This is a genomic window from Bacillus velezensis (assembly GCF_001461825.1).
Classification (GTDB): Bacteria; Bacillota; Bacilli; order Bacillales; family Bacillaceae; genus Bacillus; species Bacillus velezensis.
In genome coordinates this window covers 571,670-596,254 of record NZ_LLZC01000012.1, presented here as the reverse complement: position 1 = coordinate 596,254, position 24,585 = coordinate 571,670, and the positions used below count along the sequence as shown (strand labels likewise).

The following is a 24,585-nucleotide window of genomic DNA, read 5'->3' as shown; positions in this document are numbered from 1 at the left end:
TTCCTCCATTACGCTAATCCCTGTAAAAACCGATCGTTCTTTTTACAGCGGCTTCTATGCTTATTTCGTTTCTCTCCAATTCATCAAGCAGGTGTTCATAAGTCTCAAGCGGGGACGTATCAGTCTCATAAGTCTCCCGGTGCCTTATATGCTGCGCTCTGTGCGGTATCCAGCAATGTGTTTTCGCAAAAGGATAGACGGGCAGGCTGACTTTTTTTGGCCTTTCGTCCGGATATAATTTATTCCAGTCGACATGTAAACCTTGCACCCATAATTTTGCAAGCATTGCATACTTTCCTGCTTCCATCCATTGATCTACGGTCCCGCTCATTTCTGCGTTGTCCGTCATCTCTGTAAACAGCTGTTTCATCGCTTTGTTCCGGCCTGTAAAGAAATTCTGCCCCGTCTCCTTGCCGCTGAGGAAATCATTCAGCGCGTTCGTAAGCTCTTCTTTTGTTTCAGCAATGACGGCAAGGCGCTCTTCCATTTCATCCCGGCCAAGCTGAAGCGTATAAGCGATACCCGCAAGATCTCCGTCAGCTGAATGTGACTTTTCCAAATATCTGCGCAGCTGTTCCGCACGTTCCTTCAGCTGTTCCGCCGTCTTTGCCGAGAGAATGAATAAGGACGGCTGAAGTTCACCGGCCGTCCATTGTTTCTCTTCAACAGGAGAAACATATTCTTCGAGCACGACATGAGCATTGACACCGCCAAATCCGAACGAGCTGACACCCGCTCTCCGCGGCAGTTCATTTCCGCTATCATCAGTCGCCGCTTTCCACGGCTGAGTGTCGCGGACGAAATAAAACGGGCTGCCGTCGAGGCTGATATATGGATTAACGGTTTCACAATGCAGACTTTTAACGAGCGTTTTGTGCTGCATCTGCAAAATAATTTTTAAAAGCCCGGCCATGCCGGCGGCAAGCTCTGTGTGGCCGATATTCGTTTTGACGGAACCGAGGCCGCAATGAGGCTGATCGGGCGCCGTTACTCTGGCTTTCTGATAAAGCGCTGCAAAAGCCGCTTTGAGTCCGTTGATTTCTATCGGATCTCCGAGCGCCGTTCCCGTGCCGTGGGCTTCAATATAACTCACTGTACGGGGGTCGATGTTCGCTTGCTGATACGCTTTTATCATGACTTCTGTCTGTGCTTTCGGATTCGGCGATGTAAGGGAAGCCGCCCGTCCGCCATGATTTTCCGCCGTTCCGCGAATAACGGCATAAATACGGTCGCCGTCACGTTCCGCAGCGGATAATGTTTTCAAAACAATCATGCCGGCACCTTCAGCTCTGACATACCCGTCCGCTTGATCGGAAAATGTTTTGCAGCGCCCGTCTTCACTGAGCATTCCCGCTTTATTAAAGCTGATATGCATATCCGGCGACACAATGGCATTGACGCCTCCTGCAATCGCGATGCCGCAGTCTCCGGCCTGAATTGCCCTGACCGCACGGTGAACAGCGACCAATGAGCTTGAACAGGCGGTTTCAATCGGTTCGCTCGGCCCATGTATATTCAGAAAATAGCTCATGCGGTTCGGACCGATTGACGGAACCGTTCCGGCGGCGGAAGAACCCTCAATCTCTATATGGAACTTTGAAGCTTCCTGGGCGTAACCGCTGTTTGTCGTGCCTGCAAAAATGCCTGTATTTGTACCTGAGAGGCTTTTGGCAGAGCAGCCGGCATCTTCAATCGCTTTCCATACATGCATCATTAAAAGTCTTTGCTGAGGATCCATCATTTCGGCTTCATGCGGAGAAATACCGAAAAATAAAGGATCAAATTGAGCGGTTTCATCAATGAAGCCGCCCCACTTTACATTGCTCGCATTTTTATCTTTCTGCGGATCTCCGTAATACTGTCTCCAGTCCCAGCGCTCCGGCGGTATTTCAGAAATGCAGTCCTTTTCTCCGGCTAAATTCTCCCAAAACATTTCCGGATTTTCAGCCATTGGAAATGCACAGCTGATTCCGATTATCGCCACGGGCTCAGGTGCAGCTGCGGTTTTTGTTTTAGGAAGGCGGGACGGAATCGAGAATGGCTCCGTCTTCATTTTTTTACGCACAACCGGTTTCTCCGTTTCTGTTTCTGCCTGTGAGCCGAATGTATCCGGATGTTCCGTCAGCAAGTATTGGGCAAAACTAAAGACTGTCGGGTATTCAAAAAACACGGCCGGTGTCAGTTCAAGCCCATACGTTTTATTTAGTTCATTTGCAAACTGCGTGAATGAAACCGAATCAAAGCCATAATCTCTCATCTCTGATTCAGCATCTATCTCGTCTTCTTTCACCTTCAGAATGCCTGATATCATATGTTTGAGTTCTGCTTGTACTTTATTCGGCAGATGGACGTGCGTCTTCCTTGACACATGAATGCTACGGGACGGTTCCGGCGCTTCAGGCATCAGGTTTTTTCGAATCCGTTTTTCGTTGCCTTCTGCCACCATGACCTGGTGTTCTCCGGAGGCAAAAGCGGCGTAAAGCGCTTGGATGCCTGAGGCCGATCGCATGGCTTTCATTCCGGTCTGTTCATACATCAGAAGCTCTGTCTCTTTGTCCACGCGCATACCGCCTTCTTCCCAAAGCGGCCAGTTGACGGACAGGGTCTGCCCGCTCCGCTTGTTGTCCCGCACGAGACGGTTTCGGCGGGCTGCATAAACATCCATAAATGCGTTGGCTGACGCATAACTGGCCTGCCCCGGATTTCCCACTCCTCCCGCCAAGGAAGAAAACAGGATGAAAAAGTCCAGCCGCACATCTTTCGCTGCTTCATCAAGATTGATAAGCCCTTTCACCTTCGGCGCCATGACGGTCTTCCGTTCGTTTTCTGTCTGGTTCAGAATGTAATTGTCAGCGATCACGCCTGCGCCGTGAATGATCCCGTCGAGTGTTCCGTGCTCCTCCTGTATGCCGCGGACGAGGGCGGTGACCGCCGCCCTGTCTGTCACATCTACTGGTTGATACAGTACGCGGGCACCCGACGCTTCCAAGCGCCGTAAGCGGGCGGAGCGGTCTTCATCAAGCGCTTCCGTCCTCCCCGTTAAAACGAGGACGGCGTTTTTGACGCGGGAGGCTATTTCTTCAGCGAAAATCAGTCCGATGCCGCCCGCTCCCCCGGTGAGGAGGTAGACCCCTTCGTCTTTCCACGGAACGGTACCGCTTTGAGGGGCCGGCAGATGACGCCAGTTTCTGACGAGACGTTTGCCGTTTTCATAACGGATTTCCGCTTGTTCAGGATGGGCCCGGTTTTCTTTCAGCTTGGCAAGAAGCGATGATGCTGACTCGTCCGGATCGGCTTGGATGACTTGGCCGTACAGCTTCGGATGTTCAAGGTGAGCCGTTTTCAGAAAAGCGGCCAGCCCCGCCAATACATTGTCTTCCCCCCTGTCGGGGACAAGAAGCTGGATCAGCGTTTTTCCCTTCTGTTTTTCTCTGATAAGACGCGTGACGATCGCTGACAGCTCCGCCGCGCAGGCGTCATAACGGTCTTCAATCGGTCCTTCGCCGTCAGCCGCACATACGGCGCCGCTTATGTCCTCAGCATTCATTCCGCCATACAGCGTCACGTATCTGAAAGACGCTTCTTGTCCGCCTCCCTCACCCGGCGGTGATTCCTGCCACTTTGGCTGAAGCAAGAGCGGTTTTTCCTCCGTGTCCTCTTCCAGAAAACGGGCGGTGAGTCCCGTCAATCGGACACATACCGCGCCGTTTTCGTCACACAGCTCAATATGATAGGCGCCTTCCGCTGAGGAAAGCACCGCCCACATCGTCTCCCGGCACGCAGAAAACACCTGCATATCCTGCAGGGCAAACGGCAGAAACGGCCGTCCGGACGCGGAACCGTCTGAGAGCACAAGACCGATAGAAGCCTGAAGGGCGGCGTCCAGCATGCTTGGATGCAGGATGAACGGCTCCTTTTCTTCGCGGGCGGACGGCGGAAGAGTGAGCTTCGCGAGCACTTCTCCGTTTCCGGCATAGACGGCGTCAAGCGCCTGATGCGACGGTCCGTAGGTGATGCCGAGGCTGTCGAACGCTTCATAACACTCAGCCTTTGACATGCGCCGGCCGCCGCAGCGCGCCTGAACCGCTTCCACATCGAGAACAGGAGCACGCTCCGTCTCTTCGAACACGGCCTTTCCCTGGAAAAAGACAAGCGGCTCTTCCCCTTCGGCATACGCTTCAAAAGCGATGTCTCCGTTTTCTTCCGGCTGAAGCTTTACATGAAGCGTCACTCCTTCAGAAAGCGCCGTCACCGGCCGGAGCCAAACAATCTGTTTGAGCCGGACACCCGTTTTCCCGCCGGGCAAGTCTTCAGCGGCAAGTGTAACGGCGGCCCGGGCCATTTCTAAAGCAGCTGCGCCCGGAAGCACCGGTTTTCCATTGACGATATGATCGGCAAAAAACGGTTCATGCCCTGAAAAAACAGAAGTAAAACGCTGGGCGGTAAAGGTCGATGTATTCGCGTGGAGCAGCGGGTGAAGTCTGGCTGCTTTCTCACTTTCCGCTGAGCCTGTTTTGTCAAGTGACACATCAGCTTTTGTCACCCAATATCGGTCTTTGGCAAAAGGGTAGGCCGGGAGACTGATACGGCCCGGGTTGCGCTGATAAAGAGCTGACCAATCGACGTCAAGTCCTTTAACCCAAAGGTCAAGCAGCTTTCCGTATTTCCCTTTTTTCAGCCAGGCATTTATGGTAAGCGCCATATCTTCATCAGAAGTGAGCGAAGCCGCCAATGAATGATGTTTGGCTGTCCTGCCCCGCCAGATATGAGCATGGTCGATATTATGATCGTTTGAGAAACTCATAAGCTTCATTTTCAGTTCTTCTATCGACTCGGCCGTAAATGCAAGCCGCTCAGCCATCGGTTCTCTTCCCGCCTGAAGCGTGTAAGCGATCTTGGCCAAATCCCCGTCAGAATGTTTTTTTCTTATGAGATCATCCAGAAGCTGGCGGGCGCGCTCTGTCAATTGCTGCTCATTTCGCGCTGATAAAATAATAACAGCCGGTTTTTGCGGAGAAACAGCTGCGGTTTCCATTGGTTTCAGGCTGTCAGACGGCACATATTCCTGAATGATGACATGCGCGTTTGAACCTCCTGCTCCAAACGAGGAAATGCCGGCAATTCTCGGATATTCCTTCATTTCACCCGTGATATTCAAGACAGGTCGTTTCCATTCCGTTTCTTTTTGCTGTACGAAAAACGGAGTGTGCTCAAACTCAATATTCGGATTCAATTCCGCCGCATGCAATGAAGGGGCAATCCTCTTATGTTTCAATTGCAAAAGCAGTTTGGTGATCCCCGCAATCCCGGCAGCGCTTTCTAAATGTCCGATATTTGATTTAATGGAACCGATGGAACAAAACTGCCGGTCTTCTGTTGTCAGGCGAAAAGCTTTCGTTAACCCGTCGATTTCAATCGGATCACCGAGCGCAGTGCCCGTTCCGTGGGCTTCCAAGTAACTGACCGTTCTCGGGTGAATGTCTGTCCGTTTCAACGTCTCTGCGATCAGATCAAACTGCGCTTTCGGATTCGGCACCATATAAGCGTTTGTCCTGCCTGCTGCGTTCAGCATGCTTCCTTTGATAACGCCGTAAATATGATCGCCGTCTTTCTCCGCTTGAGCAAGCGGCTTTAACACAATCGCCCCTACTCCTTCACCGTCAACAAAACCGTCCGCACTGTCTCCGAAAGATTTGCATTTATCACCGGGAGACAGCATTGAAAAAGCGGACAGCCGCTCATAGTGGGCCGGATCAACGATAAGATTGACTCCGCCGGCAATCGCTGTTTCACTCATTCCGCTCCGCAGGCTTTCTGCGGCGAGATGGACAGCTGTTAAAGAAGAAGAGCATGCTGTATCCACAGCCATACTCGGCCCTTGGAAGTTGAACAAAAACGATACTCTGTTTGCGATAGACCAGTCGCTGGGGACTGTCGGGTAATTGCTGTTCATCACACCGACAAAGACTCCGATTTTCCGGCTGTCACAAAGCGCGGCCGGGGTGTACCCCGCATCTTCAATGCTTGAATAAGCAGTCTGCAGAAACAATCTTTCCTGCGGATCCATCCTTTCAGCTTCCGCGGGAGATATACGGAAAAACAGCGGATCAAATGTATCAATGTCATCGAGAAAACCGCCCCATTTTGAATAAATGGACCCCCATTTTCCGCGTTCCTCGTTATAAAACGTTTTCCAGTCCCAGCGATCTTTCGGCACTTCAGTAATAGAATGCCTGCCGGCTTTTACATTTTCCCACAGCTCATCAACGTGATCGGCGCCCGGATACCGGCCTGACAGACCGATGACAGCGATATCCTGGACATAGGGATCTCCGTTTGTCCTGCTGCCTTCCTCGTTTTGAGGAATCTTGTTTTGTTTTACATTCAGATTATCTGTGTGATCAGACAGCTGCTCCTCACGCACACCCATCGCTTTCATAAATGCTCCCCGCTGAGAAAGAAGCAGGTAATCCGCGATTTCTTCTATCGTCTGATATTCAAAAAAGAGGGTGCTGGTCATTTGGTCAAACACGTTACGAAAGGCATTTGTGAGCCGGACGACCAGAATAGAATCCAAACCGTATGCGGTTAAGGAAACCGACGGATCCATTCTCCCGCTCGGAATCTTCAGCGTTTTTCCTATTAATTCCGTCAGATATGTGATGCCCCGTTCTCTTACGTTTGGAATCGGCGCGGCGCTTTCTGCGGGAGCCTGCACCCGTCCGGCGTTTTCGGGATGAGCCGGTCCATTCCCGAATTGCCGCTCGAGCGCTTCTTTACGGGAAGACAGAAAGTAATCAGCAAACTCATCAATGGTTTGATATTCAAAAAACAAAGTGCTGCTGACAGAACCGAAGACGTCTTTTAACGCGTTGGTCAGTCTGACGACCAGTATGGAATCCAATCCGTATGCGGTTAAAGGTTCATGGGATAAAAGACGATGCGCCGGCACTTTAAGCGCTTCACCGATTACCTTCTTCATCAGTTCAACGCTTTTTTCTCTCAGGCTGAAATGCAAGGTATCATCCGAAAGACCATCTGCGTCATACGGACGGCGCTCCGGCTTTTCTTCTGACGCCTGCGGGAGGGCAAGCCTGACCGTTCCGTCACTTTCAGCCGCTATAATCTGCTGGCCTAAGTCGTGTGCGGCTTCAGCCGGAAACAGAGGATGGACGAATCCTTCAAGCGAAAGCGCTTCCGCCCAGCCGGCCGGCTCAACCCCCGGACAGCCCGGAATCCGTAAATCATGATCCTCATACAGCCACCAGCCTTCAAGAAGGCCGAACGTCACATGGTTGAATATGGTGCGGCTGTTGATCTCATTTATAAACAGCTGGCCGTTTTTTTGCAGCATTGCTTTCGCATGGCGCAGCGCAGAGCGGATATTTTTTGTCGCATGAAGCACATTGGTCGCGATCACTGCGTCATACGTGCCGATGTCCGGCGCTTCTGTTGATACCGGCTGCTCAGCGTTGAATATTTTATAAGTGACATAAGGATATTCCGGATCGAATATGTCTTCTGCATGTAAAAGAAATGCTTTAGAAATATCCGTGAAACAATATTCGGCAATATGCGCTTCATACGGTTTCAATTTTCTCATGACCGCGGCGCTCGTCCCGCCCGTTCCGGCTCCGATTTCTAAGATGCGGATTTTCGCCTGCGGGTCTTTTTCCAGACGTTCCCGCAGAACTGCAATCAATGTGTCAGCAAGCTTGTCATTGAAAAAATCAGAAATGATATTATTGCGGTAAATGCCTTCCACAAGACGGAAGGAGGAGTCAGGGAACATCACTTCCGTTGCCGGAAGCTTACCGGTTAAAATGTCTGGAAGCACACGCAATGTCTCTTCTGCCAATCTGACATGCGCCCTCATGTCTTTCTGGCGCAGCCAAGTCTCTTTTTTCCGCTCCCATTCCTCCCACACCTGCCCTAGATCCGTTTTTTCCGGAGCAAGCGCTAATCCAGTCAGGAGGACAAAGCTCTCTTTCAGCCATCTGCTGTATTGTTCCGTTATGCCGGCAGCCGATTGAAATAACGGCAAAGCCTGATCAAGCCCGGCTCCCATCTCATAAAGGGTTGATACAAGCATTTTTTCAATAAGGGACTCCATCTCTCTCATGCAGCTCATGACACTTGATGCTTTTAACCGCTCAGCTTCGTCATTCTGCGTGATGTTAACCGCTAATTGTCCGAGTGCGGAAGGAATCTTTTCCGGATAAACCGTTACTTGTTCTTTCAAATCGTCCTTCATAAAAAGCGGATCTGTCGTTTTAATCAGCGCCAGCTGGTCATGAGGTCCGGAAAGCAGGGTTTCCAGCGTTTTCATCGCTTCGGGCGCCTCAATAGAAGCGATTCCGTCCCGCTCCATCCGTTTCCGGTATTGTTCTGAAGCGACAACGCCGACACTTCCCCAAAAGCCCCAATTGACAACTTTTACGGCATACGGCGCTTTTTGTGAGATCCGCTTAGCAAAAGCGTCTTTAAACGTGCACCCGGCGGCATAATTGCTCTGTCCCGGCGCTTTTTGAAACGACATCATCGAAGAGAAAAACAGCAAGAAATCCAGTGGTTCCCCTTCAGCTACCCGGGCAATCTGCAAGCTGACATCAGTTTTTGCAGAAAGTGAAGCGCGGAACTGATCCTCTTCCATATTGGCAAAACTTCGGTCTGATAACACGATGGCGGAATGAATGATTCCGCGGACCTTTCCATTTTCCTTCACAATGGTGTCATACGCCCGTTTGAGAGAGTCATAATCCGCAGCATCCGCGCTGAAATATTGCGGTGCGGGACCTAAAGCCGCAAGTCTTTTCAGCTTTCTTTCAATCTGTGTATCTTTTTTCCGTCTCCCGATCCAGACAATTTTCGCCTGATAGGTCTGAATCATATATTCAGTCCATACTTCTCCTATTCCGCCTGCTCCGCCGATAATCACATAAACCCCGCCGTGCCGGTATAATGAAGGCTCATCTGCATAAGGCCGGCAGACGGCCAATTGCTGGCGGTGCCACTGACCTGCGCGAAAGACCCACGGATTTCCCTCGGGGTCCGCCGGTAAAGAGAAGACATCAGGAAGATGCCGGTCTCCCCTTTGAGATTCCAAATCAAGAAGCCGGATGCTCCAATTGGTGTATTCTTTTGCGAGCGACCCAGCTAATCCGTGTATGCTTGCATGACTCGGATTGACCTCATCATGTTCATGAATCGGCTGTGCTTGAAACGTGCAGATTGTCAATGATAGTTGTTCCGTGTCAAAATTCAGAAGCAGAAGCGCTTTTACCAGCCGGAAAAGCTGCATGACCCCGTGCTCCTGTCCCTCGGCCGTATCCGCATCATAAACGGATGGAATGGGATGATCCGGCGCCGCCCATATCATGTGTTGAAAAGAACCTTGCGCTTTCAATGTTTCAGCCATTTGTTCCGCGCTGTCCAAAGAAGTGATGTCCGGAAAACGGATATCGGAATACATCTCTTTCAAAGCCTGCTGAACATCCGGCCCGGCCCCGATGACGATTATTTTTTCTTCACGCATGAAAGGCATGCCGGTTTCCGGAATGGTGACGGTGTTCCAAACCGGTGTCATAAGCAATTCCGTTTCACGGCTTTTCTTCGGCGTGACGCCGGCTTTTTGGTTAAACCCGGCGCTTTCCTGCACCTCTTTTATGATAAAATCTTTCACTGCCGCCAGCAGCACGCCGCGCTCATCACAAATATGCAGATCAAATTGGTGAACGGAGGCCGCTTTTACCTCTGCATGCACAAATACGGTTTTCGCTAACGGTTCAAACAGCTGTATTTCTCCGAAGGAAAACGGTACGATAAGCGCAGGCTCTTTTTGAAATTGCAGCACATGCGCCATTGCAGTTTGAACAGCGCCATCCATTAAGGACGGATGTAGGATGTACTGTTTAAAATCGGCTTCCAAGTGTGACGGGAGCGTTAATTTGGCCAGTGCTTTCCTTTCTGTATAAGAGAATTCGCGGATGACCTGAAAACTGTCCTTTTGCACGATTCCCGCCTCAGAGAACGAGTGATAGATGTCTTTCGGCTCCGTTCTCTGCGCAAATGGCGCCGGGAGCTGAAAAGCCGGGGCCTCAAAAGACGCTCCTTTTTCTTTACAAATCACTTCTCCTTGCGAAAAGAGGATGCCGTCCGCTCCTTTTTCTTTAATGACATAGCTTATACGCTCTTTTTCCGCTTCAAACTCTATCATGACGGATCTTAGGTCTGTCCCTGTCACAATCGGCTCCATGTACCACACACTTTGAAGAGAGACGACCGGGCGTTCTCCCCACAATCCCGCGCCGTATGCCGCCATTTCCAGATGACAGACTCCGGGAAGCACATATTTTTCGTTCACTAAATGATCTTTAAAGAAATATTCATCCTTGGAAAATATCTTTTGAAACATCCCTTTCCGGGCGGATGAAATATTCTCATCAAGCAGAGGATGCAGCGCTTCACGCCTTTTGGTATTTTGGGGCTTTTTTGTATACCGCTTTTTTTGATCGGTCAGCCAGGACGTTTCCTTTAAAAACGGGTACGTAGGAAGCGGAACTTTCTGATACGGCGTTTCCGGCTTTTTGCAACCTTGAAGACCTTTCACCCACAGCGCGGCAAATTTCTCAGGATCTGAAACGGATTGGCCTGAAACGTCCGGCCGCCCGGGTGACGCTTTTCCGAAGTAAATATGCCTTTCGTCTCTGTGACCGCTTACAAATCCGTCCAATCGCTGTTTCAGCTCAGAAAGGGATGATGCAATGACAGCAAGCCGGAAGGAGAAAGGCTCTCTGCCTGACAATAGGGTGGCAGCGATATTTTCCAGAGTGTATCCGCCGGCAGAAGACGGGTTTTCCAATCGGGTAAGAAAAGAGCTCAATTTCCCGGCATATTCTTTCAGCTGCTGTTCGGAATGTGCGCTTAATACGACGGCATGCGGTTTTGGCTCAGTATTCCCGTCCGCTTGCCGTTTTGGCTGATAAGCACCTACGATCAGATGGGCATTAGAGCCTCCTGCGCCGAATGAACTGATTGCGGCGATTCTCGGTTTATCTCCTTCAGCCGGCCACGGCCGGTTGTTTCGGACGACATAAAATGGCGAATCAGAAAAAGAAATCTTGCGGTTCAGTTCCGCGGAGTGCAGACTGGCGGGAAGCGTTTCATGTTTCATGCTTAAAAGCACCTTGATTAAACCGGCGATCCCTGCAGCCGCTTCCAAATGTCCGATATTGGATTTCACCGAGCCGATTCCGCAGTCATTTTTCTCATCGGTCTGTTTATCAAATGCCATAGACAGGCCGCGTATCTCAATCGGATCGCCGAGCGCCGTGCCGGTTCCGTGAGCTTCAATGTAGCTGATATCCGCCGGACTTACCGCGGCTCTGTTTAGAGCGGATAAAATCAAGTCCCGGTGCGCTTCCGGATTCGGCACCGTATACCCGGTCGTTTTGCCGCCGTGATTAGTGGCGGACCCCTTAATGACACCGTAGATGTGGTCTTTGTCCGCAATCGCTTTTTTCAATGGTTTTAACAAAACGGCTCCCGCGCCTTCGCCGGGCACGTAACCGTCTCCGCCTTCACCGAAACTGCGGCATTTTCCTTCAGAAGACAGAAAATGCGATTGGCTTAAAAACATGTATTTTTGCGGATGTAAGCTGAGGTTGACGCCTCCGGCCAGCGCCATTTCACAGTCGCCCGACATAATGGCCTGACAAGCCTGATGGACGGCGACAAGCGATGAAGAACACGCCGTATCAACAGCGATGCTCGGGCCATGGAGATCAAGGAAATAAGAAACCCGGTTCGGAATGCCCCAATATAAGGAGCCGGGGCCTTTGTACTGATCTTTGAGGAAACCTTCTTCGTGTGCAATTAATGAATATTCATTCCAGGTCACTCCGGCGAATACACCGATTTGATCCGTCGGCCTCGCCGCCGGGTTCCCGTAACCGGCATCCTCCATCGCTTCCCAGCAGCACGTGACATACAATTTTTGCTGAGGGTCCATTAAATCAGCTTCCCACGGGGAAACAGAAAAAAACAGCGGGTCAAATTGATCCGGATGATCAATAAAACCTCCCCATTTACTGTATGACGCGTATTCTGCCGTTTTCTCTTCCGAGTAATAAGAGCTGTCCCATCTATCCTCTGGGATTTCGGAGACACAATCTTTATTTTCTATTAAATTGGTCCAAAAATCATGCTGGTTTTCCGCTTTCGGAAACATCCCGCTCATTCCGATAACCGCAATATCAGAGCTCCCGTCCGTTCCCGGTTCAGGCACCTTTTCAGCCGCCTGTACAGGAAGCAATTCTTCTTCCTGCCGGCTTCCCGTATCAGGCTCCGTTTCTTTGAATTCAAGAACGCTTTCGGGATTTCGTTTCTGCGCACTTAAAAATTCACTCAATTTCTCAATGTTCGGATATTCAAACAGCAGCGTTTCAGAAAGGCCGGTAAATTCTTTATGCAATATGGTCATGATTTCTTCACTGATGAGAGACGTCACGCCAAGAGTAAAAAAAGCGGTTTTATCTTCTGCTTCGGTCACCTCGGCACCCAGCTTTTCCGCTATTACCGTTCTTAAAAATTCGTTAATACATTTCATGAGGATACCATCCCTTGTACAAAAGAATTTTTCTGTGCTTTAACAAGTTAATCCGCCGTCTATCGCCATTGTCTGTCCGGTCATAAAGGACGATTCAGGAGAAAGCAGGAAACGAACGAGTCCGGTCATATCGTCTGTTTCGCCTAAACGCCCCATCGGCGTCCTTCTGATAATCTGCGATTTTTGTTTTTCCGGCATATTTTTCGTCATATCAGTGTCCACAAAACCGGGCGCAAGTGAATTGACACGGATTCCTTTAGACCCGAGCTCCCTGGCCAGACTTCGCGTCAAGCCGTCAAGAGCCGCTTTGGATGCGCTGTAGACTGAAGTGCCTTTAAATCCTCTTGAACCGATAATGGAGCTTATGTTAACGATTGATCCGGAATTTTGTTTCAGCATGACCCGGGAAACGTTTCGGGTCAGCTTGATGACTGAACCGATATTCAGATTGAGGATGCGGTCAATGTCTTCATCATTGGTCAGGGGCAGAAGCTGATCAAGGTTCAAACCGGCGTTATTGACCAAGCCGTCTATTCTGGAAAACTTGCGGTATACTTGAAGAACAAACTGTTTCATGGCGGCAGCATCCGCCGCATCCGCCGCTTCCCAATAAAAGCGGCCGCGGTACTTTTCACTCTCTCTCAATGTGTTAATAAAATCAGATTCACTGCGGCTGAAAGCGGCTACTTTGTAATCCTCATCCAAAAGCGTCTGTACAATCGCTTTTCCCAGCCCCCGGCTTCCTCCGCTGACGACCGCTACTTTTCCGTTATTCATATTTGCCTCCTGTTTTACACGTTTCTTATTTTTTTAAATCGATCATTAGACAGTTTCCGATCTGTAACAGAGATGATCTGCGGTATCTGATATGGCTGCAGCTTCTGTCTGCAATGAGCTACGGCCCGCTTTCTGAAAGATTTGATATCTTCCTCTTTTTCAAGCACGGCCTCTGCCGCGACAATCTCGCCCGTAATCGGATTTTTTCTGCCCGTTATGAGAACATCCCGGACATTCGGTATCTCCAGAAAGACGCTTTCCACCTCTGCCGGAAACACTTTCTCTCCGCCCACATTAATGATTTCACTCTTTCTTCCGAGAATTCTTATATATTCGCCGTCTGTTTCCACCTGGTCACCGGTGTCGTACCAGCCGTCCTCATCGAAGGGTGACGGTGCGTTTAAATAGCCGAGCATCGCCGACTCAGAACGGACCCAAAGCGTGCCTCCGGTAATTTTGGTCTCTGTTCCGGCACCGCCCACTTTCATCCAAGTGGATTGGCTGTCTTTTGATTTCGTTGAGAATATACCCAGTTCAGTTAATCCGTATGTTTGTTTCAGCCGTACATCCGGAAACAGCCGGTGGATGCCGCGCAGCGTTGATTGGGGCATCGGCTCTGTGCCGTAAGTGATCAGCCGGAGTGAAGAGAGGTTATATCCGGCATCCGCCTTGGACATCAGCAGCATGTTTAAAAAGGTCGGGGTGGCGGGGAGCACTTGGACAGCATGTTTGTCGACCGCCTGATAAACGGACTCCGGCGTTCTGCTGTCTGATGTGACGATCGTCCCCCCGTTAAACAGAATCGCAAACAGCGTATTAATGCCGCCTATATGATCCAATTTCAGAAAAATAAGCGTACGCAGCGGTTTTCTCTTCGCCGTTTTATATTTTTCAAGCAGCCGGCCGGCGCTTAACACGGATGCTTTGCTTTTGCCGGAGGTTCCCGATGTGAAAATAATAATGCCTGACTCCCCTCTCTCGCGCAGATCATCAAGCAGAGGGTGAGAGGCGCTTTCAAAACCTTCACGAAGCGTCCAGCTGTCATTTTCATTTATTTCAATGATTTGATTCACTTTCGCGTCTTCAAACATATCGAGATGCTTTTCCCTTGACTCATTACTGAGAGGGACAACGATATTTCGGTTTAACAAAAGCGCCATCAGCAAAAAAATGGCGTTCGGGGAATAATCCCCGATAAGCGCCACACATTCTCCTTCACGTATTCCGTTTTGTTCAAGTTCTTTCTGAAAAAAGCTGATTCGTGTCAGCAAATCATCATACGTAAAAGTCTGCCCTTTAAAAATGAGAAACTCACTGTCTTGCGTTTCCCTAAGCTTATCAGTCACCCAGCTGATATCTCCCCCGCTTTCTGTTTTCATGATTGAGCACTGTCCATATATTTTTGATAAATATCACAAATGCTGCCGACGGTTGTAATGCTGGAAATCGTTTCTCCTTGGGAAAAAGGATCTACTCCGGTTTCCATCTCCATCTGTGCGACTAATTGAGCGATATCCAGTGATGAGAAGCCCAGATCCTCTATGACTCTCACATCATCTCCCGCTTCGACGGCCCGATATGACTGCTGTTCTTGAATGTCCTGAATGATTTGAGCGATGATCTGCTTCATTTCCTTGGTTTGTTCCATTTACTTTCAGCTCCATTCTTCATTTTATAAACTCCTGATGACCCGTTTATAATCCGGAATATGATCTTGTGAAGAGGTCGGCACCGCCAGCAGCTTATCCACCTTGGAAATGGCCAGCAATGTATGATTTCTTTTCATATAGACTTCAATCTGATAGCTGATTTTCGCCACTGAGATCATACCGAGGGACTCACCGTGAAAGTCGGGATCGCATTCTTCAATGTGTCCCGTCATATAAATATCAAGCTCTTCATCTGCAAAACAATTTCCGTAATAATACGTCTCTCTTTCAAGCAAAAATAAATGCCGCGCGATTGAAACCGGAAAACCCGGCTTCGACCGGCGCGTCATCCATTCAAATTCCGCCGCATCCATTATCTTGCTGAATTTCGCAAACACCATGGCATGCCCCTGCGCAGCATCCTGATCAACAGGAACCCGATATGAAACGGGGTCTGCTGTTTTGAGATTGCCCGGCTTCATACCGAAGGCGTCCGTTCTGATTTTCTTTGACCGCATCAGCGCGTAAGGCGGCTTGGCTAGCTTAGAAAGTTCCGCAATGCATTCAGCCTTAGGCGCTGAGACTTTTCGGGTCGAACCTTCTGTTTGTGTGACGTCGACGACAATTAAACTATTGGCTTTCATAGAAGGAAACCGTCCCCGGTCCCACTCGCTTTTATCAGAGCTGACCGCTCCTTTCGGCCCGAACAAATAATCAGATTCTAATATGGTTTCTCCAAACCGGGAGATATCGACTCCGACGGAAACCTCGTCCCATAATCGGTACTGATCAAGAGGCTTATCTGAAGGAACTTTGAGATGTGTCATAAAATAAGCCGGATACAAAATCAGCCCTTGGTGATCGGCCATCTGATCAGGCCGGAATCCCGTTCCGTCCGTTAAATGGTGACTGTGTGCGTTGCCGAATAACAGCAGCAGCGCGTACTCATTCAAATTCCCTAACCCGACATGGCTCATCGTTAATTCATGATTTTCAATCAGCATGGTCTGTCCTCCGCAGAAAAAATGTAATGGCTGGTCATACTCAGCCTGTAATCGATACCAGCCTTTGCGCAAGAAGGCCGGCTGTTTCTTCCATGAGCTGTTTGCCGATCAGATCGACATGCCTGTTTCTCCAATTTTCAAGCGGGGTTCCTTTCACCCATTGATTAAACGCGCCGAGCGCAGGGCCGCAATGAATTTGGTAATCTATTTTACTTTCGCTTTTTCCTTCCAGAGCGAGCCTTGTCGTATGAGAAAAATACCATTTAAATACCATCGCCATTTTGTGTTTCGGATTCTGTTCGGCTTTGGCGATCTGTGCAGGAGATTTATCACGTTTCAACTGCTCATACACCTCTTCAAAACTGCGCTGGAAATACTTTTCTTCAATTAATGTTTTCGTTTTTTCATCTATTTCATCTAAAGAATTGTATTGTCTGTACAAGTCAAAAAGTTTATTGGCTCTTGCCGGGAAAAACAGGCCTTTTTTCAGCACCTGCACCCTTGCTCCCGCTTCAAACATATCTCCCGCGGGAGCGTATGACGTATCCTGCACGTTCGCTTCTTGAAGCAGATCTTTCACTGAATCACTTGTCCCGGCTTCGACCGTGCATTGATTAATAGAACCGGTTCCGATAAATTCGGCGCCGAGCAGAAACGCCGCAGCAGCCGCTTCCGGAGTGCCGATGCCCCCGGCTGCGCCGATTCTTACTTTTTTCGCATAACCGTGCTTCTCCATCATGCGGTCTCTGAGTCTGATCATGGCAGGCATTAATGTATACGGAATCCCTTGGTCGGTATGCCCTCCTGAATCCGCTTCAACGCAAATGTCATCAGCCATCGGAATTTCTTTGGCAAGCGCCGCTTCCCCGGCTGTCAGCCGATTATCAGACACAAGTCTTTCCAGCACATGAGCCGGAGCCGGACTTAGAAAGGCCTCAGCGACTTCAGGCCGGGATACTTTCGCGATGATTCTGTTTTGAACTGACACCGACCCGTCATGATTCCTGCTTAATCCCTTTGCCCTGTATATAACGAGAGCGGGGGTTATGCCCATAAATGCCGATGCTTCAATAAGATGAATGCCGTTTTTCAAATATAAATCTATCATTCTGACTTCCTTGTCAGGTGACATCATATGATGAAGAAGATTCATTCCGAATGTTTCCCCTTGCCGCAGTGCAGACCGGATGGTTCCGATGGCCTGTCCGATCCGTTCGATACTCAATCCGCCCGTTCCGAAAAAGCCCAGCATTCCCGCTTTTGCCGCTTTAATGACCATCTGTTCCGAAGCAATTCCCCTGTACATGGAGCCCGTCATGTAAGCATATTGGATGTTATACTCTTTTTTAAAATCTTCGTTCCCTAATCTCATTCCCGCCGTTTTTTGCGAATCAGCTGCCGATGCTTTAACATCAGCAGTATCAGACTCTTCTTTCGGCATAGGTAATGGGACGGCATCTTTTTTAATCTGACGCGTCAGTTTTGTCAGCACTTCCCCGGGCCCGACTTCTGCAATTTCATTATTTTCAAGTCCCATCAGACGGCGTATCGTGTCCGTCCACTTTACCTGATTGGTCATTTGCAGAGTCAGATTTGTTTTGATTTCATCATTCTTATAAGGTGCGGCATGAAGATTTGAGATCACCGGAAAACGAAGAGGCAAAAACGCCGTTTCTTCTAAATAATCTGCAAACTCTTTTTCAGCATCTTTCATATAGCGGGAATGGAAGGCGCCGCTCACATTTAAAGGAAGGTACATTCTCACGCCGGCTTTTTCAAAGACGGGGCCCGCTTTTTCAATGTCTTGTTTCGTTCCGGCGATCACAATTTGCGAAGGTGAATTGTGGTTAGCGATATCAATGCCGGTCAGATGATAATCGGATAGAACCTCTTTTACTTGTTCAGCCGTAAACCCCAAAACCGCCGCCATGCCTCCGGGAGCTGCCTTGCTCATGAGCTCCCCTCTTTTTTTAACAAGCTGCAAACCGGTCTCAAAATCAAAGCAGCCGGCCGCAAATAACGCATTATATTCTCCTAAACTGTGCCCTGCGGCGTAATCAGGCTCTCTGCCGGACTCTTTCATTTTCTTTAAATAACTGAGTGCACTCACCGTATATAACGCCGGCTGGGTAAATTGCGTTTTCCCCAGCTGGTGATTCGGATCCTCCAGACACAATTCTTCTATAGAGTAGCCTAATATGTCATCAGCCTGACGTGTCAGATCTTGAAATTCATCAAACAGTCCGGCTCCCATTCCTTTAAATTGAGAACCCTGCCCCGGGAACACAAACGTAAGCATCTTATCCTCATCCTTTCCGCATCGCCAATTTTGTACATCACATGTGGTTCTCCATACAAAAACGTCTCTTATTTTCATATATTGACTGGTGTAAACACCGGCATAAAAATAAAAACACAAACGCGTTTGCGATTCAGCACAGGTTTAAAAATCGCAAACGCATTGTGTTTTCCTTTTCTAACATAATTTATATTAAAACATATTGCTTGTTTACTGAATGTTTCTCATGACAAGCTGCAGTGCCAATATGCCCGAAAACAGCGATAACGGCACACTTCTCCCTTATCATGTATATGTAGATATATACACTACAATCATTTTTATAATCCCTATTTCCTCTTCAACGTGCCGAAACAGCGATTGAAATTTAATAGGTGCTTTACATCAATTTAATAAATTTAACAAATAGTTGCTATTTAAAGAGAATAATATCAATTTATAGATAATAATGTCAAGGCTTTATTTCGTTATTTTCTGACATTTATTCCACAGTTTTATATTCGGTGGACAGTCGGCATAATTGTTTCGGGATAAATGTCAGATAATTCCCTGAACCCTTTTCATGTCAAAGAAAATTCATCGCTTCTCTATCAATTGGGTCTATACTTATTTTTCATTTTCATATATTATGTAAAAAAAAGACGAATTAGAAAAATTTTTAATCACTTTAAATACTATCCATTAAATACTTTCTTTGTATAATAATTTCTTATTATTCTAAGGAGGATCCAGTCATGAAATGGTACGCACTTTTTGTAGAGTCGGGAAAAGAAGAAATAGTTCAAAAATTTCTGCGTCTGCAGTTTGATGAGCAGGCTCTCTACTCAATCATACCCAAGAAAAAAGTCACAGAACGAAAAGCCGGAATCAAATACGAGGCACTCAAAAAGATGTTTCCGGGATATGTGCTGTTTAAAACGAAGATGACAGAGCGGACATTTCATAAAATCAAAGAACTCCCCATTTCATGCAGAATCGTGAATAACGGCGCATATTATTCCAAAGAGCGTAAAACCTATTTCACGACAATTACAGATGAAGAAATCCTCCCTATTATCAGGCTGATCGGAGAAGGAGACACTGTAGATTATTCAAAAGTCTATATTGAAAATTCAAAAGTAACCGTTGCCTCAGGGCCTCTTAAAGGAATGGAAGGCATTATTAAAAAGATCGATAAAAGAAAAAGACGCGCCAAAATCTGCCTGTCTTTTATGGGACTGGACAAAATGGTCAACGTCGGAATTGAAGTGCTCTCCAAACCCTAGCATGTCAAAAAAAGCATCAACAGCATGTGCCGTTGATGCCCTTTTTATATAAACAAGCGAAAGCCCGCCATCAAAATAATCTCGCTCACCACCGTCACGGTCAGACTTTTTGTTTTCAAGGCATAGTTGACCTGAAGCCGGGCTGCGCCCATGAGGCAAAATCACATTTAGGGGAAGAATACATTTTAATCAAAAGCGGTGAATTGACGGTTGAGCTTTATGACGAAAAGCATGTGCTGACTTCGGGCGATGCCGCACAGTTATTTTAATTCCTCGGATGAACCGGTGACATATTTTATACAGGTCTATTATGCTGAACCGGCTTAAACGCATATCAGGCTTCTTCAGACAGAAGCCTGATGGACCGCAACCCATTCTTGTATACATTGAATCAGTTTCTGGACAGAAGGTGTCTGCGTCTCCTTTGCATGAGCTGTCAAAATGCCGAGCTGCCTGGAGACATACCGGTCGAACCGTTTGATGAGCACATCACAATCATTCACCAAAAGCTGCGGCAAGATGCTGATCCCCAGATTGTTCCGCACCATTGCAATAATCGCTTCATCCCCTCTGATTTGATAGGCGACCCGCGGCGTGATCTTTTCTTCCTTCAGCACTTTCAGCACATCAAAATGTGTCTCCGGATAAGGCACGATACATTTGACGGACTCCATGACATGTAACGGAACCGTTTCACATTGCGCCAATTCATGCTGCGGGCTCATCACCGCTACAATCGGGTCCTCTGCCAACGGGTAAAAATGCCACTTCTCGCTGTGGGATGTCCCGATCGCCGCATCAATCCGGTCATCTTTCAGCCATTCTTCCAGTTCAGTAGAATTTCCTTCAAACAAATGCACCTTAATGGAAGGATACAGCTCATTAAATTCCCTCAAAATTTTCGGCAGCCATTTTACCGCCACGCTCGTAACAGTGCCGAGCCGGACTTCCCCTCTTTCTAACCCATTAATATTATCAACGGTTTCAGACAGTTTTTCATAGTTTTTTTGAATTTCCTTCATAATATGTAACACTTTCAAGCCATTTGCGGTCGGCCTCACTCCATGCCGCTGTCTGATCAAAAGCGGAAAACCGTACTCTTCCTCTAATTTACTGATCATTTGGCTGATGTTCGGCTGTGTGTAATTCAATATGGCAGCGGCTTGGGTCAGGCTGCCGCTTTCAACCGTTTTAATAAAGGCTAAATGCTTCTTTAAATCCAACCGGCTTCATCTCCCAGATATCATTCTTTATTATCCAATGCATTAGTTATATTTAGTTTACTTATACATCAATCAAAAATAAAATGGCAATGTCTCCATCATTATACTTGATAACAAACAGAAGGTGAGCGTTTCAGCATGAGTTTTCTCATTCAATTTTTTATCGGCGGCACTGTTATGGTGGCCGCCGCGTATTTAAGCAAATCGAAATACTTATTTTTATCCGGCGTTATTACATTGCTGCCAATCATGACGCTACTGAATATTCACTTGCAGCTGAAAAATATGAGCCCCGACGATTTCAGAGCCGCTCAAAAAAACGGAATATTCGGTGCCTTCGGCGCGGTGATCTTCATCAGCAGTATTTTCATCCTGACAAACTGGTTCAAAGGTGGCCACGCAGTCATCGGTGCGTTTCTCATCTATATTTGCTATATGATCGGCTGTAAATACCTGTTATGAAGATACGGCACCGATGTGTATAAAAAAATGCCCTTCCAGAACAATAATAACAATGCGCTCAGTCGTGAGCAGTTTATATGACTGAATGATCATGAATTGTTATAATCAATGTCTAAAACATTCCGGGAGGCGAAATAAATGGCCAGAAAATTATTCACACCATGGACCGTTAAAGATGTAACGATCAAAAACCGTATTGTTATGGCACCGATGTGCATGTATTCCTCACATGAGAAGGACGGAAAACTGCAGCCTTTTCATATGGCGCACTATATATCGCGTGCAATCGGCCAGGTCGGCCTGATTATCGTGGAAGCGACAGCCGTTAATCCGCAGGGGCGCATTTCCGATCAGGATTTAGGCATTTGGAGCGATGATCATATCGAAGGTTTTGCCAAACTGACGGAACAAGTGAAAGCGCAAGGATCTAAAATCGGCATTCAGCTTGCGCACGCCGGACGTAAAGCTGAGCTTGAGGGAGACATTTACGCTCCGTCAGCCATTCCGTTCGATGAGCAGTCCAAAACACCGGCTGAAATGACGACAGAACAAATTAAAGAAACCATTCAGGAATTCAAACAGGCAGCGGCGCGCGCGAAAGAAGCGGGCTTTGACATTATTGAACTTCATGCGGCACACGGCTACTTAATGCACGAATTTTTGTCCCCTCTGTCCAATCACCGTACAGACGAATACGGAGGCTCACATGAAAATCGCTACCGCTTCTTAGGCGAGACCATTGAAGCCGTCAAGGAAGTCTGGGACGGCCCGTTATTTGTCCGTATTTCTGCATCGGATTATACAGACAAAGGGCTGGACATTGCGGATCATATCGGTTTTGCGAAGTGGATGAAAGAACAGGGAGTCGACCTCATTGATTGCAGCTCAGGCGCACTCGTTCAAGCTGATATTAACGTCTTCCCAGGCTACCAAGTGAGCTTTGCGGAGAAAATCCGTGAACAGGCCGAAATCGCAACAGGCGCCGTCGGTTTGATAACGACGGGAACAATGGCGGAAGAAATTCTGCAAAACAACCGCGCTGACCTTATTTTTGTCGCGAGAGAACTTCTGCGCGATCCGCACTTTGCAAGGAGTGCAGCGAAGCAGCTGAATACTGAAATACCGTCACCGGTTCAATACGACAGAGCATGGTGATGAAGTGACAGCCGGAGTTTTTCGATCCGGCTGTCTCTTTTTTTATTTTTTGAGAAACGATTGCCGAAGCTTCTCCGTCTTCCCTATAGAACCAATTAGAGGGGATGACTCCAATGAAAGCAGCATGGATGGAAAGGACATATCTGATTGACGGGTGTCCGTTTTATACGAAACACCGTAAAGGCGCCGGCGAAGTGACGATCGTCTTTGAAGCCGGCTACGGCACTTCTTCTGAAACATGGACATCATTACTCGCTGACATAGATGAAGAATTTGGGGTTTTCACATATGACAGAGCCGGAATCGGCAAAAGCGGACAAAGCCGAAACAAGAGAACGGCGGACCACATGGTACAGGAATTAAACGCTCTTCTTCTGAAGGCCGGCGTCAAGCCTCCTTATCTTGTCGTCTCGCATTCATACGGCGCGATTATCAGCAGACTTTGGGCGAGCCGGAACCGCCGGGATATTCTCGGGATGGTGATGCTTGATCCGGTTTCTGAGGATCAGGAGACGAAAGTGCTTCCGCTTCTTCCCGAAGAAATGAAAGCCGCCTATTTGAAACAGTTCATATTGGAAGGATCACACGCGGAATTTTTGACGAGCCTTCGTCAGATCAAGCATCAGCAGATTCATTTCGGCGATATGCCGCTGTTGATTTTATCATCGGGAGAGCGGGATGAGCACTTAAAGCACGCTCATGAACAATGGGTGAAACTGCACAGAAGCATGCTTGATGTCTCTTATCAAAGCGGATGGATTCAGGCCAAAAACAGTTCTCATGCCATTCACCACGATGAACCGCACATCGTCCACCTTGCCATTTATGATGTTTGGTGCGCGGTGCGCCAGCAAATGAATGCTCCTGCCTATCAGGCGGTAAACTGATTAAACAAAAGCCATTGTGCAGCGGCACAATGGCTTTTGTTATCGTGATCTATTTTGTCTCACGATGCAACGTATACTTTTTCAACCGGGGTGAATACTTTTTCATTTCTAACCGGTCCGGATTCGTCCGTTTGTTCTTCGTCGTAATATAATTTCTGTCCCCTGTCTCTGTACAGGCCAATGTAACATTCACACGCATCATTTTCACCCCTTATACAAATCGTAATTATTTCGTTTTATTATATCTCATCAGAAAAAAATGTCAAGCATCCATTTTTTAAGACCGCTCCACAGTGACCTCCATGAAGTCAAATGCGATCTTACTGTTTTCAAATACCGCTTTCGCCTCATGTTCGAGACGCTCTATCGGCGATTCACCCTGATACCTTGCGCTGATATGAGTTAAGATCAGCTGTTTGGCGCCTGCTTTTTTTGCCGTTTGCGCAGCCTGTTCTGTCGTCGCGTGATAATAATTATGTGCGAGCTTTGCATCTTCCTTGGCAAACGTCGCTTCATGAACAAGCACATCCGCATTGCGCGCCAGCTCCGTTACCCGCTCTGATGCCCTCGTATCCCCGGAAAAAGCGACGATTCTCCCCTTTTTCGGCGGTTCCAAAAAATCCCGCCCGTTAATGATTCTGCCATCGTCAAGTGTGACCGTTTCGCCTTTTTTGATTTTCTGATAGACGGGTCCGGGCGGGATATTCATTTCTTTCAATCTGCCGGCCTGCAATGCGCCGGGAATATCCTTTTCCTGAACCCGGTAGCCGAACGCTTCCACGCCGTGAATGACGGATGCTGCGGTAACAATGAATTGCTCATCTTCAAAAACCGTCCCCTCTTCGATTTCATGTACGGTAAGAGGATACGTCAGATGAGTCGCCGTCACGTGCAGGCTTGTTTCGATAAAGGCTTTAATGCCTTTTGGCCCGTAAATCGTCAGCTCTTCTTCACCGCCCTGAAATGAACGGCTCCCCAACAGACCCGGAAGACCGTAAACATGGTCGCCGTGAAGGTGGGTGATGAAAATCTTCTCAATTTTCCTCGGTTTGATTGTTGTATGTAATATCTGATGCTGAGTGGCTTCTCCGCAATCAAACAGCCATACGGAACGCCTTTCTTCAAGAAGCTTCAGCGCGACGGACGTTACGTTTCTCGTCTTTGCCGGCATGCCGGCCCCCGTCCCTAAAAATAATAATTCCACAATGCTTCCTCCTAGATCTTTGTACTACTAAGGATACAGGATCAGGCTGAAAA

Annotated in this window: 14 protein-coding genes; 5 read left to right on the top strand and 9 right to left on the bottom strand. The window is 48.1% G+C overall.

The features are described from left to right. Positions 1 to 13: 13 nt before the first annotated feature. From AR442_RS07155 to fabD, 6 genes are read right to left on the bottom strand one after another with little or no spacing between them, the layout of a single operon-like run. The gene (locus AR442_RS07155) at positions 14 to 12,607 is read right to left on the bottom strand and encodes a type I polyketide synthase (protein ID WP_060557613.1); all 12,594 of its coding nucleotides are present in this window, start codon (positions 12,605 to 12,607) and stop codon (positions 14 to 16) included. A 39-nt stretch (positions 12,608 to 12,646) separates the two neighbouring features. Next, on the bottom strand, positions 12,647 to 13,384 hold the full coding sequence (locus tag AR442_RS07150; RefSeq protein WP_029973905.1) for an SDR family oxidoreductase: 738 nt from the start codon (positions 13,382 to 13,384) through the stop codon (positions 12,647 to 12,649). 14 nt (positions 13,385 to 13,398) lie between these two features. Further along, positions 13,399 to 14,763 (bottom strand): long-chain fatty acid--CoA ligase, encoded by a 1,365-nt coding sequence (locus tag AR442_RS07145; RefSeq protein ID WP_022552997.1) that lies wholly within the window; start codon positions 14,761 to 14,763, stop codon positions 13,399 to 13,401. Next, entirely contained in the window at positions 14,760 to 15,032 is a 273-nt protein-coding gene (locus tag AR442_RS07140; protein WP_003153264.1) for an acyl carrier protein, read from the bottom strand. Before AR442_RS07140 ends, AR442_RS07145 begins: the two co-directional genes overlap by 4 nt. Positions 15,033 to 15,056: 24 nt before the next feature. Beyond that, complete coding sequence (locus AR442_RS07135; RefSeq protein WP_053284912.1) at positions 15,057 to 16,037, bottom strand: LnmK family bifunctional acyltransferase/decarboxylase; 981 nt, start codon at positions 16,035 to 16,037, stop codon at positions 15,057 to 15,059. A 40-nt stretch (positions 16,038 to 16,077) separates the two neighbouring features. Beyond that, positions 16,078 to 18,336, bottom strand: a complete 2,259-nt coding sequence (gene fabD, locus AR442_RS07130) for an ACP S-malonyltransferase (RefSeq protein WP_014418318.1) — start codon at positions 18,334 to 18,336, stop codon at positions 16,078 to 16,080. Positions 18,337 to 19,070: 734 nt separating this feature from the next. On the opposite strand from fabD, the gene loaP reads away from it, so the two are divergent. Both loaP and AR442_RS07120 read left to right on the top strand, forming a co-directional pair. After that, positions 19,071 to 19,601, top strand: coding sequence for an antiterminator LoaP (loaP, locus tag AR442_RS07125; protein WP_014418319.1), 531 nt, complete (start codon positions 19,071 to 19,073; stop codon positions 19,599 to 19,601). Between the two features lie 35 nt (positions 19,602 to 19,636). Further along, complete coding sequence (locus AR442_RS07120) at positions 19,637 to 19,870, top strand: cupin domain-containing protein (RefSeq protein ID WP_014721476.1); 234 nt, start codon at positions 19,637 to 19,639, stop codon at positions 19,868 to 19,870. 75 nt (positions 19,871 to 19,945) lie between these two features. On the opposite strand, the gene AR442_RS07115 is transcribed toward AR442_RS07120, so the two are convergent. Then, positions 19,946 to 20,824, bottom strand: a complete 879-nt coding sequence (locus AR442_RS07115; protein ID WP_012117931.1) for a LysR family transcriptional regulator — start codon at positions 20,822 to 20,824, stop codon at positions 19,946 to 19,948. Positions 20,825 to 20,962: 138 nt separating this feature from the next. Here AR442_RS07115 and AR442_RS07110 point away from each other — a divergent pair, with 138 nt between their 5' ends. The 3 genes from AR442_RS07110 (at position 20,963) to AR442_RS07100 (ending at position 23,328) form a co-directional block, all read left to right on the top strand. Then, positions 20,963 to 21,286: a GlpM family protein gene (locus tag AR442_RS07110; RefSeq protein ID WP_053284913.1), complete on the top strand. Its 324-nt coding sequence runs from the start codon at positions 20,963 to 20,965 to the stop codon at positions 21,284 to 21,286. A gap of 138 nt (positions 21,287 to 21,424) precedes the next feature. Next, positions 21,425 to 22,441 carry an NADPH dehydrogenase NamA gene (gene namA / locus AR442_RS07105; protein WP_003153250.1) on the top strand — a complete coding sequence of 339 codons (1,017 nt, stop codon included), beginning with the start codon at positions 21,425 to 21,427 and terminating at the stop codon, positions 22,439 to 22,441. Between the two features lie 113 nt (positions 22,442 to 22,554). Further along, positions 22,555 to 23,328, top strand: a complete 774-nt coding sequence (locus AR442_RS07100) for an alpha/beta fold hydrolase (RefSeq protein WP_014418323.1) — start codon at positions 22,555 to 22,557, stop codon at positions 23,326 to 23,328. 49 nt (positions 23,329 to 23,377) lie between these two features. On the opposite strand, the gene rpmG is transcribed toward AR442_RS07100, so the two are convergent. Then, the gene (rpmG, locus tag AR442_RS07095; protein WP_003153246.1) at positions 23,378 to 23,527 is read right to left on the bottom strand and encodes a 50S ribosomal protein L33; all 150 of its coding nucleotides are present in this window, start codon (positions 23,525 to 23,527) and stop codon (positions 23,378 to 23,380) included. A 78-nt stretch (positions 23,528 to 23,605) separates the two neighbouring features. Beyond that, entirely contained in the window at positions 23,606 to 24,532 is a 927-nt protein-coding gene (gene rnz / locus AR442_RS07090; RefSeq protein WP_017418101.1) for a ribonuclease Z, read from the bottom strand. Positions 24,533 to 24,585: the final 53 nt, after the last annotated feature.